The 13,639-nt window shown below is 37.0% G+C and carries 12 protein-coding genes; 7 read left to right on the forward strand and 5 right to left on the reverse strand.

From position 1 onward, the window contains the following. Window positions 1-50: 50 nt before the first annotated feature. Genes C200_RS07720 through C200_RS07730 form a run of 3 tightly spaced genes read right to left on the reverse strand, consistent with a single transcriptional unit; the run spans window position 51 to window position 3,726 of the window. Window positions 51-377, reverse strand: a complete 327-nt coding sequence (locus C200_RS07720) for an SDR family oxidoreductase (RefSeq protein ID WP_016211575.1) — start codon at window positions 375-377, stop codon at window positions 51-53. Window positions 378-413: 36 nt separating this feature from the next. Continuing rightward, complete coding sequence (polA, locus tag C200_RS07725; protein WP_016211577.1) at window positions 414-3,107, reverse strand: DNA polymerase I; 2,694 nt, start codon at window positions 3,105-3,107, stop codon at window positions 414-416. 31 nt (window positions 3,108-3,138) lie between these two features. After that, window positions 3,139-3,726 carry a hypothetical protein gene (locus C200_RS07730; RefSeq protein ID WP_129556616.1) on the reverse strand — a complete coding sequence of 196 codons (588 nt, stop codon included), beginning with the start codon at window positions 3,724-3,726 and terminating at the stop codon, window positions 3,139-3,141. 71 nt (window positions 3,727-3,797) lie between these two features. On the opposite strand from C200_RS07730, the gene C200_RS07735 reads away from it, so the two are divergent. Continuing rightward, complete coding sequence (locus tag C200_RS07735) at window positions 3,798-4,811, forward strand: threonine aldolase family protein (protein WP_016211571.1); 1,014 nt, start codon at window positions 3,798-3,800, stop codon at window positions 4,809-4,811. Between the two features lie 121 nt (window positions 4,812-4,932). Here C200_RS07735 and C200_RS07740 read toward each other — a convergent pair whose 3' ends face one another. After that, window positions 4,933-5,157 (reverse strand): hypothetical protein, encoded by a 225-nt coding sequence (locus C200_RS07740; RefSeq protein ID WP_016211572.1) that lies wholly within the window; start codon window positions 5,155-5,157, stop codon window positions 4,933-4,935. 596 nt (window positions 5,158-5,753) lie between these two features. After that, complete coding sequence (locus C200_RS07745) at window positions 5,754-6,515, reverse strand: DUF3750 domain-containing protein (RefSeq protein ID WP_016211193.1); 762 nt, start codon at window positions 6,513-6,515, stop codon at window positions 5,754-5,756. A gap of 301 nt (window positions 6,516-6,816) precedes the next feature. Here C200_RS07745 and gpmI point away from each other — a divergent pair, with 301 nt between their 5' ends. From gpmI to C200_RS07775, 6 genes are all read left to right on the forward strand, one after another. Then, the gene (gene gpmI / locus C200_RS07750; RefSeq protein WP_016211195.1) at window positions 6,817-8,343 is read left to right on the forward strand and encodes a 2,3-bisphosphoglycerate-independent phosphoglycerate mutase; all 1,527 of its coding nucleotides are present in this window, start codon (window positions 6,817-6,819) and stop codon (window positions 8,341-8,343) included. 68 nt (window positions 8,344-8,411) lie between these two features. After that, window positions 8,412-9,554 (forward strand): murein hydrolase activator EnvC family protein, encoded by a 1,143-nt coding sequence (locus C200_RS07755; RefSeq protein WP_230389115.1) that lies wholly within the window; start codon window positions 8,412-8,414, stop codon window positions 9,552-9,554. A 39-nt stretch (window positions 9,555-9,593) separates the two neighbouring features. Then, the gene (locus C200_RS07760) at window positions 9,594-10,901 is read left to right on the forward strand and encodes a S41 family peptidase (RefSeq protein WP_016211200.1); all 1,308 of its coding nucleotides are present in this window, start codon (window positions 9,594-9,596) and stop codon (window positions 10,899-10,901) included. Then, the gene (locus C200_RS07765; protein ID WP_016211199.1) at window positions 10,876-12,045 is read left to right on the forward strand and encodes a glycoside hydrolase family 3 N-terminal domain-containing protein; all 1,170 of its coding nucleotides are present in this window, start codon (window positions 10,876-10,878) and stop codon (window positions 12,043-12,045) included. Before C200_RS07760 ends, C200_RS07765 begins: the two co-directional genes overlap by 26 nt. A 54-nt stretch (window positions 12,046-12,099) precedes the next feature. Further along, on the forward strand, window positions 12,100-12,825 hold the full coding sequence (locus tag C200_RS07770; RefSeq protein WP_016211196.1) for a 16S rRNA (uracil(1498)-N(3))-methyltransferase: 726 nt from the start codon (window positions 12,100-12,102) through the stop codon (window positions 12,823-12,825). A gap of 278 nt (window positions 12,826-13,103) precedes the next feature. Beyond that, window positions 13,104-13,493, forward strand: a complete 390-nt coding sequence (locus C200_RS07775; RefSeq protein WP_016211194.1) for a hypothetical protein — start codon at window positions 13,104-13,106, stop codon at window positions 13,491-13,493. The last annotated feature ends 146 nt before the right edge of the window (window positions 13,494-13,639 follow it).

Consider the following 13,639-nt stretch of genomic DNA (forward strand, 5'->3'; position numbering starts at 1 on the left):
AATAAATTTAGAGACAGCGCTTAGTCAAGTAATGAAGTCAATGTCAGAAACTATTCGTTGAGCGCTATATCAACCAAGCGGCCTTGTAATTCGCGTGGTTTAGCGAAGGCGAGTGAGTGAATAACAAAATCAAGTGTTTGCCATTTTTTTTCGATATAGGAAAATAATTGTTTAATATTCTCTTGGCTTGTAACATCGCATTGATAAAGATCAGCAGATAGCTCATTTACTAAGAAGCGTGCTTGCTTATATGATTTTTCACTACGGTGAGTTAAAATAAGTTCTGCACCTTGCTGTTTAAGTATTTTAGCATAACCAAAAGCGATGCTGTTTTCGTTTGCTAAGCCAATGATTAAGCCTTTTTTCCCTGTTAACATGATTTATCCTTAATTTTTAAAATTTAATGAAGCACATTAATGTGCTTCACCCCAGGTATAACCATAACCGGTTTCAACAATTAAGGGTACCGTGAGTTGTATGGCATTTTCCATCATATTTTTGATTTCTTTTTGAGCAATTTCTCGATCTTTTTCTGCAACTTCAAAAACCAATTCATCATGCACTTGCATGAGCATTTTTACATCAAGTGAACTTGTTTGTAACCAGTTATGAATATTGATCATCGCTTGTTTGATAATATCAGCAGCAGTACCCTGCATAGGAGCATTAATTGCTGTGCGTTCAGCAGCTTTTCTACGTATCGCATTACGTGCATTAATCTCAGGTAGATGTAAACGGCGGCCACAGACTGTTTTAACATAGCCATCGACTTTAGCTTGAGTACGAATGTTATCCATATATTCAGCAACTTTTGGATAGCGTGCGAAATAAATATCAATATAATCTTGAGCTTCTTGACGTTCAACTCCTAGTTGCTTAGCCAGGCCAAACGCAGACATACCATAAATTAAACCAAAATTAACAGCTTTGGCTCGTCGGCGTTGTTCGCTAGTCACTTGACTGATTTCAATATTAAATACTTCACTGGCTGTTGCAGTATGAATATCTAAATCATTTTCAAAGGCATAAATTAAACTTTCATCACCGGATAAATGCGCCATAATACGTAACTCGATTTGTGAGTAATCAGCAGCGATCAGTTGATAACCTGTCGGAGCAATAAAAGCATCACGAATACGGCGGCCTTCTGTGGTGCGAATTGGAATATTTTGCAGATTAGGGTTAGATGAAGATAAGCGCCCAGTTGCGGTGACTGCTTGATGATAAGAAGTATGGATACGACTTGTATTTGGATTCACTTGTAATGGCAATTTATCTAAATAGGTTGATTTTAATTTACTTAGGCTGCGATGCTCTAAAATCAATTTAGGTAGTTCATAGTCCAAAGCGAGTTCTTGTAAAACATCTTCTGCAGTCGATGGTTTGCCTTTAGGTGTTTTTTTTATAACCGGTAGATTTAGCTTATCAAATAATATTTCTTGTAATTGCTTCGTTGAGCTTAAATTAAATGTACTATCAGCAATAGTATATACTTCTTCGGCAATTTCATGAATGCGTGTGGTGACAGCTTCACTTTGTAGATTTAATTTATTACTATCAATTAAAACGCCGGTTTGTTCCATATGAGATAATACTTTAATTAATGGCTGTTCTTTATTTAAATAAATATCGATTAAATCTTTATTGCTCTCAAGTTCTGGCCATATTTTTTTATGAAGTTGCAAGGTAATGTCTGCATCTTCGGCTGCATAATGTGAAGCTTGATCAATATTAATTTGATTAAATGTCAGCTGTTTTGCCCCTTTGCCAGCAATGTCTTCAAAGTGAACTGTTTTATGATTTAAATAGCGTAGAGCGAGTACGTCAAGATTGTGGCGTGTAGCAGTACTATTAATGACATAAGACTCAAGCATCGTGTCAAAGTGCACGCCTTGTAAATTAATATTATATTGACTGAGTACATTCATGTCATATTTAATATTTTGACCGATTTTAATTTGATTTTTATCTTCTAAAATTGGTTTTAATTTTAACAGTGTTTCTTCTAGATTAAGCTGATCTGGTGCATCAATATAGTCATGCGCTAGGGGGATATAGGCGCTATAATCAGCTCCGCTACTGACAGAGAGGCCGACGATTTTTGCTTGCATAGAGTCTAAGCTGGTTGTTTCCGTATCAATGGCAAAAAGCGTGGCTTGCTTTAGGTGTTTTATACAGTTTTGTAATTGCTGGTCAGTTAAAATAGTATGATAATTAGCCTGGCTGTTTAAATTAGATTTATTTTGGTTGTCTTCATTGAGTTCTGCAAGCCAACGTTTAAATTCAAAGTGACTAAAATATTTTATTAATTTTTCTTGATTTTTATTTGGCGCTGAAATAATACTTTCAAAATCACTTGGCAATTTAACTTTACAATCAATAGTCACTAATTCTTTAGCCAGTGCTAACTGGTTTATATTTTCACGTAAACGTTCACCAACTTTACCTTTAATATCTTTGGCATGATGAATTAGATTTTCTAAGGTTTTATATTGTGCCAGCCATTTGGCCGCTGTTTTGGGTCCAACACTTGGAATGCCTGGCACATTGTCCGAAGTATCACCAATTAAAGATAAATAATCAATAATTTGGCTAGGCTTAACGCCAAATTTTTCTGTGATTTTATTAATATCGCTATAACTGTCTTTCATCGTATCAATCAGGTGGATTTTATCAGTGACAAGTTGTGCCATATCTTTATCACCGGTGGAAATTAGTACGGAAATATTTTTATATTCAGCCTGTTTTGCAAGTGTGCCAATCACGTCGTCAGCCTCTACACCTTCAATAATAATTAACGGTAAGCCCATTGCCGTGATAATGTCATGTAATGGCTTGATTTGGTAGGCAAGCTCTTCTGGCATGCTGTTACGATTGGCTTTATATTCAGGGTAGAGCTCATGGCGAAATGTCTTGCCTTTGGCATCAAAAATAATAATAGGTTGATAATCAGGAAAATCATCGCTTAACTTGCGTAGCATATTGATGACGCCATAGATGACGCCTGTTGGTTCACCTGCTTGATTAGTCAGTTCTTGTAAGCTTGGAATATGAAATGCACGAAACAAATATGAAGAGCCATCGACAAGAATTAGTTTTTTAATCATGTTTTATCCAGTAGTTAATTTTCTATATATTTTAGTTTTTTACTGAAAATACTGAGCTTTGTTTAAACCCAGTTGCAGTTTTTTTTAGATCGATTGTGTTGTTGCGAATATGCAAAGGTCCCATTTTTTTAGCTGCTGATAATAAGGTATTATTAATTGGAATTAATCGATAGTCATAGTTGACTTGGTAAATATTCGTCTTAATTGCTTTATAAAAATTAAAGTCATCAAGTTGAGCAGCAGCATAGCAAAATTGTCGTTGTTGATCACCGAGTATTTTAAATAGCTGTTTAGATTTTTCTGGAAGTTGAATGGTAATATATATTTCATTGTTTTTTACTGGTTGAACTATTAATTCGTTTTGTTTAGTTAAAGCTAAGATCATTGGATTTAATGTAAGGTTTGTTTTTGATTGCTTGCCAAGTTGAAATTCTATGCAGCCTACTTGTGAGCTTTTTAGTAGCTTTTCTAAGAAAGTGCGTATGCCTTGTTCAATCGGCGGTTGTACTATAGGAGTATTATTTGAAAGATTCGGCGTGGTGACGGTGAATATGCTAAATAAGGCCATAAAGCGATAGATCATTGTCTGAAGTATGTTAGTCGGACAGGGCACCATCATGAGTATTGGTCTTCTTGGTTTGAATTTTTGTATAGTATCATTGAATGGATGATAAAAACATTGGGGATAAAATGAAAGCATTTGCAAGTGATAATTATGCTGGGGTTGCACCTGAGATTATGGCGGCTCTAGTTGCAGCTAACCATGCGCATCAACCTTCTTATGGCGAAGATGCTTTAACTAAAGAAGCGATTGCTTTAATTCGTCAACAACTGGGTGATGAGGCTGAAGTATTCTTTGTCTATAATGGCACGGCGGCAAATACCTTAGCGCTTAAGGCGCTGTTAAAAAGCCATGAGAGTGTGATTTGTCCAAATAGTGCACATATTGTTAATCATGAAGTGGGCGCAGTTACGGCAATGACAGGAGCAATGTGTCTGCAGACGAAGAATCTTGATGGTAAAATTACACCCGCATGGATAGAAGAAGCGTATCAGCGTCAAAAACGTTGGGGGCATCATGCAACATTGCCACGTGTGGTGAGTATTACGCAAGCCACTGAGTTTGGTACGGTGTATCAACCAGGAGAGTTGGCCGCAATTAGTGAGATGTGTCAGCGGCTCGGCTTATATCTGCATGTGGATGGCTGTCGAATTTATAATGCGGCGGCGGCCCTTAATGTCTCATTGGCAGAAATTACGAGCAAGGTCGGTGTGGATGTCTTGTCTTTGGGTGGGACAAAAAATGGTTTGATGTTTGGTGAAGCGGTGGTCTTTTTAAATCCACTGCTTGCTGAAAATTTTGCGTATATTCAAAAGCAAGGGTTGCAGTTGCAATCAAAAATGCGCTTTATCGCTGCACAGTTTGTAGCTTTTTTTAAAGAAAATTTATGGCAAAAATACGCCCGTCAGGCTAATCAGGCATGTCAGTTATTGGCTGAAGGTTTAACAGCACAAGGCTATGGCCATTTTGATTATCCAGTTCAGACTAATCACGTTTTTGTAAGGTTAACTAATGAGGTGATCGCACGTGCTCAAGAAGCAGTTCCTTTTTATATTTTTGATGAAAAAATAAAATTAGCACGCTTGGTAACGTCGTTTGATACTGAAGTTGCAGATATTGAAAATTTTCTTGCAGCTTTATAGTTTAAATTAAGGTTAGTCTCTTAAGGCTACTGTATTTTTAGACTTTATTGCCAGCAATGTTAATAAAATAAAGATAAGATAAAAAAACAGATTGCTGGCTATTATCCGTTAATTTTATTAATTACTCTTTAATTACAATTGTTTTTTCAGCATGTGTTCCAAGTGAGTTGATTCTTTCTATACAAAGCTGTCTTGCTTGTTTGCCAAGCTTATCACAGCCAACTAGCCCTTGTTTATGGCTTTTCTCATGTGCTGCTGGAGTGTAGACTTGAAATAATAAAGTAACAAAATAGGTGGCAACACAGCCGATGGAAATGATGAGAGGTGCTTTGGCTTTTGCAAACATAAATTTTAGTTACCTGTCTTACTTCCTGATTTTTAACGCTACTTTCTCATAGTTGTTTGATACTGTATAGGTGAGATTTATATTTTTCGGTGATAAATAAAGAAAAAAGTATTTATTTCTAAGTGATGTGTTGATTTAGCTGTATCGTCTTTGTTTTATTTGGTATTAGAGGATAAATATTCGCGGTGATATTTATGTTGTTTTTTTACATGCTTCATATGGGCTTGCAATAGTATAGCACTCAACGAATAGTTTCTGACATTGACTTCATTACTTGACTAAGCGCTGTCTCTAAATTTATTTCATCTTGATCAAGCTTCATGCGAACCCTATTTTTAAGCGGTGACCATACATGCTCTATCGGGTTTAAATCAGGAGAATAAGGAAGGAGAAGGCATCGTTTTTCCTTATTGTATTTTTTAACCTACTGATATTATGTCAGAAACTGTTAATCCAGCGCTATAAAATATAATTTTTTGTGATGAAATATTTAATCATTGATAATGAGTGATCTCTTTTTTATTGAGTTGGTTAATAATTCTAGGCTGAGATAATTAGGTTTAGATAAAGTACATTTACTTTATCACTGCATCAATTTACTCATGATTGCTTGGTTTGGGCAATAGCCCTAAGCCAGGTAGGATCACTCCCCAAGGTTGCCAAGATAGGCCTAAAGTTAAGCCAAATAAATTAAGTTGCACCCCTTGCCGGTTTGATATAATTAAACCTAAAACTCCCCACAGTGAAAGACGATAGCCAGTTTTATCAGCAAGTCTGGTTATTATTATTTTTAGTGACACATAGTCTTTGCCTAGTGCATTGGCTGGCATGATTGCTCCAAATTCAGGCGTTTGATCTAATATATAGGCAATAAACGTATTGCTATTTGGTCCAGGCCATGCTTGATAAGTGTGTGCATATGGATAGCTTTTAGCTGCTTTAGCGATCTTTGTGATTAATATTTCTGCTTTTTTCCCTGTCAAGCTTTTCACAATGATGGGGGTGTGCCCAAACCATAGACGGTCAGGCGCCCCTGATGAAATATCAACAATAGGACGGTTGTGATACGCATTCCAGCCAATTACTTGATAGTTTGTATAGTGGGTTGCACCATAAGGTTTTACAGCGATCCAGGTATGCACGGCAAACAAGCCACGCCAATTAAATGCGCGAGCTTCATATAGCTGTACGACGGCTTCTTTAAATTGACCGGCCGTAGGGGCAATTCCAATAGAATGGCGGTCAGCGGTTTGCCAATTTTGACCGAACTGTACTTGACCTGTTACTGCGAGCCAGATTGGCCCGATTAAAAGGGTTATAAGAATGATTATAATTATAAAAAATGTTTTCAAAAGCATACACTATCTTTAATTTGTCTAGATTGCAGTTAGCTTATCAAGAAACTGAAAGGCACAGCAATATACTTGTCTTTTGCTAAACGCTTTTTGTTTTATTAACACTGAGTTTGATGTCATAGACCATGAAAAATCAAGCTTATTGTGTTACTTGGGGTTATTTAATAGAGATGTACTTAAATTTAGGGTTCTGTTAGCGTGAGAGCTGTATGTTAAAATTCAGTGCTTAAACTTTATAGATTTTATGAGTTTTTATGTATCATAACCTAACTGTATTTTAAAGTATTAAAAAGAGAGTGTTGTCGTGAAAAAAACTGTAGTTTTACTTGTACTTGATGGATGGGGCCATTCTACTGATACTAATAGCAATGCGATTTTGAATGCGAATACGCCTGTTTGGGACCACTTAACCGCTACGTATCCGATGACGCTAATCTCCGCATCTGGTACGGATGTAGGCTTACCGGCAGGTCAGATGGGTAATTCTGAAGTCGGTCATTTGAATTTAGGCGCGGGTCGTGTTGTTTATCAAGACTTATTGCGTATCGGCTGTGATATTGAAAGTGGTGCTTTTTTTGATAATAAAACACTGACAGAGGCCGTCGATACGGCGGTGAATCAAGATGCGGCTGTGCACATCATGGGATTGTTATCGCCCGGTGGTGTGCACTCTCATGAAGATCATATTGAGGCGATGATTGATTTAGCTGTGCAACGCGGTGCAGAAAATATTTATTTGCATGCCTTTTTAGATGGCCGTGATACGGCACCGAAGAGTGCTGAGAGCTCGCTTGCTCGCTTTGAAGAAAAATTCGTCAAGAGTGGCAAAGGCAGGATAGCCAGTATCATCGGCCGTTATTATGCCATGGACAGAGACCAGCGCTGGGAGCGTATAGAAGCGGCTTATCAGCTGATTACAGAGGGTAAAGCAGAGCATCAGGCTAAAAGTGCAGTTGACGCTTTGCAGGCCGCTTATGCACGAGGTGAGCGTGATGAGTTTGTGCAAGCGACATGTATCGGTAAGGCTGTGGCCTTAAATAGTAATGATACTTTGATCTTTATGAACTTTAGAGCCGATCGTGCCCGCCAACTCTCACAGGTGTTCAGTGACGAAAGCTTTGCTGGGTTTGCTCGTGTAGTTCATCCTCGTCTGTCGGCTTTTGTTAATTTAACTGAATATGCAACGAGTATTAATGCACAGGTAGCCTATCCATCATTGACACTCAACAATGTGTTAGGTGAAGTGTTGGCAAAAGCGGGTAAAAAGCAATTGCGTATTGCTGAAACAGAAAAATATGCGCATGTAACGTTCTTTTTTAATGGAGGTATCGAAGAGGTGTTTGCCGGTGAAGAGCGCGTGCTGATTGCCTCACCGAAGGTGGCAACCTATGATTTGCAGCCACAAATGAGCGCACAGGAGTTAACGGATAAGCTGGTCGCTGCAATTGCGAGTCAAGACTTTGATGCGATTATTTGTAATTATGCTAATGCGGATATGGTCGGTCACACGGGGGATTATGCGGCTGCGGTACAGGCGATTGAAGCGCTGGATCACTGCCTTAGTCAGGTTGTTGCAGCTGGGCAGCAAGTAGCTGCGGATATCTTGATTACTGCTGATCATGGTAATGCTGAGCTGATGGAAAATCTTCAAACTGGCCAGCCTCACACGGCCCACACCAGCAATTTAGTACCGCTTGTGTATATAGGCAAAGATGCTACCCTAACTAAAGAAGGTGGTACTTTATCTGATATTGCGCCGACACTATTACAGCTGTTAGATCTTACAGTTCCAGTTGAGATGACCGGCCAATCTTTGGTGTATTTGAAATAGCCAATAAAGTAAGTAAAGATAACGATATAAGATAAAGATGGGCCACTGAATACAGGTGGCCTATTGATATGCAGCGATCGATTCTAATTTTTTTTCTTATCATCTGCGTTTTTTTATTTTTTGTTAGTTTTATAAAGGTGATTAATGCAGCAGATAATCGTTTAGTAAAGCTACGCAAAAAAATTGCAGTACTTGACCAAAGCTTAAGTTTGGACAAAACAAAACGTGCAGATATAGAAAAAAGAATTTTCCTGATTGAGAATCATATTAAACAGGCTAATGTATTGATTATTAATAATCAAAATAATATCAATGATAAAAAGCTAAAATTAATTAATCTAAAAGAAAAACAGCAGCAGCTAAAGAAAAGTTTGTTTAAGCAGCGTCAGGAGATTAATCGATATATTAAAACCATTTTTTTGATGGGTCGAGAGCCTTATTTAAAGTTGATTTTTAGCCAGCAAGATCCGAAACTTTTTGGTAGAATGCAGCACTATTTTCAATATATTATGAAAGCAAATCTTGCGCGTTTAGATCAAGCTGAGCAAACAGAGCAGGCACTGAATGAGACAAAAGCGACCTTGCTTGTAGAAAAAAAACAGTTAGAGCGTTTAATAAAACAGCAAGAAATTGATTTAAAGAAACTTTCTAATGATAAGCAATTGAAAGATCAATTAGTTACTATTATTTCGACCTCTATTAATGAAAAAAGTAAGCGATTGGTTGATTTGTACAAAAATGAAAAGCGCTTATTAGCATTGATAGAGCAGTTAGATCAAGAGAGTTTAAAATTTGTCCAAAGCCAAGTAAAGTCATTTAGTCTTATGAAAAAGCAACTGCTTTGCCCTTTTAATTATATTAATTATGATCAAGCTATTAAAAATTTAGCGATGCTAAGAAAAAACAAGCCTGTATTTATTCCAATAAAGCAAGGCAGTCCAGTGCAGGCGGCATATTATGGCCAGGTTGTTTTTGCTAATCAGTTAAAAGGCTATGGCCAATTGGTTATTATTGATCATGCTGAAGGTTATATGAGTTTATATGGTTATAATCAGAAATTATTGGTGAGCAAGGGGCAATGGATTTCTGCTGGGGACCTGATTGCATTGTCTGGACAGGGCAGTGAGGGTATCGGTATGTATTTTGAATTACGTCATAATAATCAAGTTGTTAGTCTAAAAGATTGGTGCCAGAAAATAAACTTGGCATAAAAATAGCTTATATCCTTTTACGAAAATAAGGGGATATACATGAAGCGTTTATTAAAGTACTTGATGTGCTGCCTGATGCCATCATTATTAATGACATTATCTGTAAGTGCATCTGCTCAGCAACAGCAACCGCTGCCTGTTGAGGACTTACAGCGGTTTGTACGTTCATTGGACATGGTTAAGCGTTACTATGTACAAGAAATTAATGATAAAAAAGTCTTTGAGAATGCAATTCGTGGTATGTTATCCGGTTTAGATCCCCATTCGGCTTATTTAGATAAAAGAGATTATCAAGATCTACAAGTGAGTACATCAGGGAAGTTTGGAGGATTAGGCATCGAGGTGACCATGGAGCGAGATGTCGTGAAAGTCATCTCGCCGATTGATGATACCCCGGCTTATCAGGCAGGAATACAGTCTGGTGATTTGATTATTAAAATTGATGAAACGCCGGTGCGCGGATTAAAGCTGCGTGATGCTGTTGATAAGATGCGTGGCGATATTGGTGAAAAGGTAACTTTAACAATATTGCGAAAAGGTGAAAAAAAGCCACTGTTAGTTGATGTCATTCGTGATCGCATTGTTGTCCGTAGTGTTAAATCTAAAATTTATGATGAGAGCTATGGCTATATTCGTGTTAGTCAATTTCAAGAAAAAACGGGTCGTGACTTAATCAAAGTGATTAAATCAATGAAAAAAAGCTCTAAGGGAAAAATCAAGGGTCTTGTTTTAGATTTGCGTAATAATCCAGGCGGCTTATTAAATTCAGCAGTTGATGTTGCTGAAGTTTTTTTGGAAAAAAGTGACTTAAAAAAGAATAAAAAAATCGTTTATGCGAAAGGTCGTTTCCCTGGTTCATCTATTGAAGAGGTTGTGCAAGATAGTGACTTGACCGGTGGTGTGCCTATTGTGGTTTTAGTTAATGGTGGGTCTGCTTCGGCTTCTGAAATTGTTGCTGGCGCTTTGCAAGATCACCATCGTGCGGTTGTTATGGGGACAAAAACCTTTGGTAAAGGGTCGGTACAAACAATTTTACCCTTGCCAGATAAGACGGCTTTAAAAATGACAACAGCGCTTTATTATACCCCGAAGGGACGTTCTATTCAGGCCAAGGGAATTGAGCCAGATATTAAAGTTGAAAGGTTAAAAATAAAAATTGATGAAGAAAAAGATATTTCAACTATTTCAGAAGCCGACTTAGATAAACATCTAGCGGCAGTATCACCGGAAAAGAAAAATAAAACAAAAAACTCATCAGATCAATTGGTAGAAAAAGACTATCAACTTTATTCTGCAATTAATTTACTGAAGGGGATGACGGTTGTTAATCCTAAAAAGTATATGTAAAAAATATGCATATAAATTATTATTTATATCAGCATTATTAATTACGAGTTATTCTTTGTATGCTGAGCAAGCAAAGATTAATGCAAAAACAAATAAAATAAATATAGAAGATAAAATTGGACAGCTTTTTATTGTTGGCTTTGCTGGTTTAGAAGTGAGAGCTGATTCTGATATTATTAAACTAATTGATAAATTTAATATTTCCGGGGTATATCTAGCTGATATTGATCATGAGGGCTATGTGCGTAATATTAATGGGCCTGAGCAGCTGAGTCAATTAGTGTTGTCTTTGCAAAATCATGTAAAAAATAAAAAGAAGCAGAAATTATTTATCGCGGTTGAACAAGAAGGGGGTGCAATGAATAGCTTGCACCAACTATCAGGATTTAATATTGGAAAAAATTTAAGTCAACAAAAATTAGGTTTCAAAGAAGATTCTAGCGTAATTTATCGACAAGCCCTGCATCAAGGGAAAGAACTAAGCCGTTATGGCATTAATATTAATTTTGCACCCGTATTGGCATTGAGTATAAATCGTGATAGTCCGGTAATTGCTCGCTATGAACGATCTTATAATTTTTATGCCAATTTAGTAGCAAAGGATGCAGCTGCTGCGGTAAAAGGCTATCAAGAAGCTAATATTAATTGTACTTTTAAAAATTTTCCAGGTCTTGGCAGTGCTGAATATACGCCAGGAGTGAATATACCGGATATTTCCCGAACCTGGAGCGATAAAGAGTTAATGCCGTATAAGTTATTGATTAATTCAGGACAGTTTTGTCCATTGGTGATGGTCTCGCATGTGATTAATAGAAAATTAGATGCGAGTGGCGTGCCAGCCAGTTTATCTAAAAAAATGATTAAGATCCTGCGTGATCGGCTAAAGTTTAGAGGCGCGATTATTTCTGCTGATATGACACGGCATGATATTTTATTGTATGCCAAAGGCGGGGAGGCGGCTGCACGGGCATTGATCGCTGGTAATAATTTATTGCTTTATATTGGCCACCCTCCTAAGCAATTGTTAACGCTTATTCCTGAGGTGATCTATTATTTAGCTGCTGAAGCTAAAAAGAATCCAGTCCTACTTACTGCGATCAATAATTCTTATCTGCGTATACAACGTATGAAAGAAGCTTTATGACTGTAGTAAAGTGTGTAAAATAGAGACGTGGTAACTAAATAAGAGAATAATAACGTGAGAGTGGTGCGTTTATATACAACGGCAGCTTTAACCGTAAATCAAAATTTTATCCTTGATGAAAAGTCGGCTCATCATGCAATTAATGTATTGCGTATGCAATCTGGAGATACGCTTCACTTATTTAATGGTGACGGTCTGGAATATCACGCGGTGATTCAAGAATTATCAAAAAAAACAGTGATGGTTAATGTCACGGACTATCAAAAAGTGCAGAATGAGTCACCTCTTAATGTACATTTAGGCCAGGTGATCTCCCGTGGTGATAAAATGGACTTTACCATTCAAAAAGCCGTTGAGCTTGGTGTAAATAAGATTACCCCACTGTTTTCTGAACGCTGTGGTGTACAGCTTGCCGGTAAACGTTTAGAGAAAAAGCATGAGCACTGGCAGCAAGTTGCCATTAGTGCCTGTGAGCAATCTGGGCGTGTACGTGTGCCAATTGTTCATCAGCCGACTGGCTTAAGAGAGTGGTTAAATACTGATTTAGCAGCGCATCGCTTGATTTTGCATCCACATTTAAGTCATTGTCTGAATATGGATGATAGTATTGATGCATGCGCTTTATTAGTGGGCTCAGAAGGTGGCTTTAGTGAGCAAGAAGTACTGATGGCCGCTCAACATGGTTTCCATGGTTTAAAGTTAGGTCCACGTATTTTACGCACAGAAACAGCAGCCTTAACAGCACTGGCAATACTACAAAGTCATTTTGGTGATTTATAAGCGAATGGCGATAGCCATTAAAATATCAGTTAGACTAGAGCTTTTACCTGGAAAGCTCTTGAGATAAGTCATAATTAAATCTTGCATACGTAAATATATATTCGATTTTTCGGTATATTATTATTTTACTCTCGGTATTCTAGGAAACTGTAGTATTGGCTGAGTTGATCCTGGAGTATCCTGATTATGCCAAAACCTTCTTCGCATGTTTTAATTGATAATAGCTGAAAGGGTCATATTTTAAATGGTAATGTAGTTATAATTCTTATGCTCTTGGCTTGCTAAGCTATTTATGTAAACATCAGAATGCTGAACTTGCAAAAGAAATTTGGGATCGGCTTAAATTAAAAAACTTTGATAGAGCACAATTAAATAAAATGGCAAAAAATCGAAGTGCTCTTTTATCAATTTATAATCAAAAATATATTATTCGTATATTAGCCCCAGAACTACGTCAGAATAATATTAAAAATATCTTAAAGCAGTTTAATGAAAGACCAACTTCAGATGAGAATGATTATTACCAGGTGTTACTCTGGAAAATTAAGAAAACTATCAGAGGAAAGTTGAGTTTTTCTCAACGATTTTTGATAGATGCAGGAAAAGGTGATGAAGGAGGGATTTTTTCTGAAACGGAAATATTAAAATCCTCTGGCGTAGTTCCTTAGATTACTGTATGTGCTAAGTGGTGTAAAAGAGAAATTGAAGATATTTATAAAGCACTTCTTAAAGATACAGAGGATCATACTAAACTGTATGATAAGTTTGTTTCTTCTTATGAAAATACTGATAAATGTGTCACTCAGAACTTCGC

The sequence above is a fragment of the Piscirickettsia salmonis LF-89 = ATCC VR-1361 genome (assembly GCF_000297215.2).
In the GTDB taxonomy this organism is placed as follows: Bacteria; Pseudomonadota; Gammaproteobacteria; order Piscirickettsiales; family Piscirickettsiaceae; genus Piscirickettsia; species Piscirickettsia salmonis.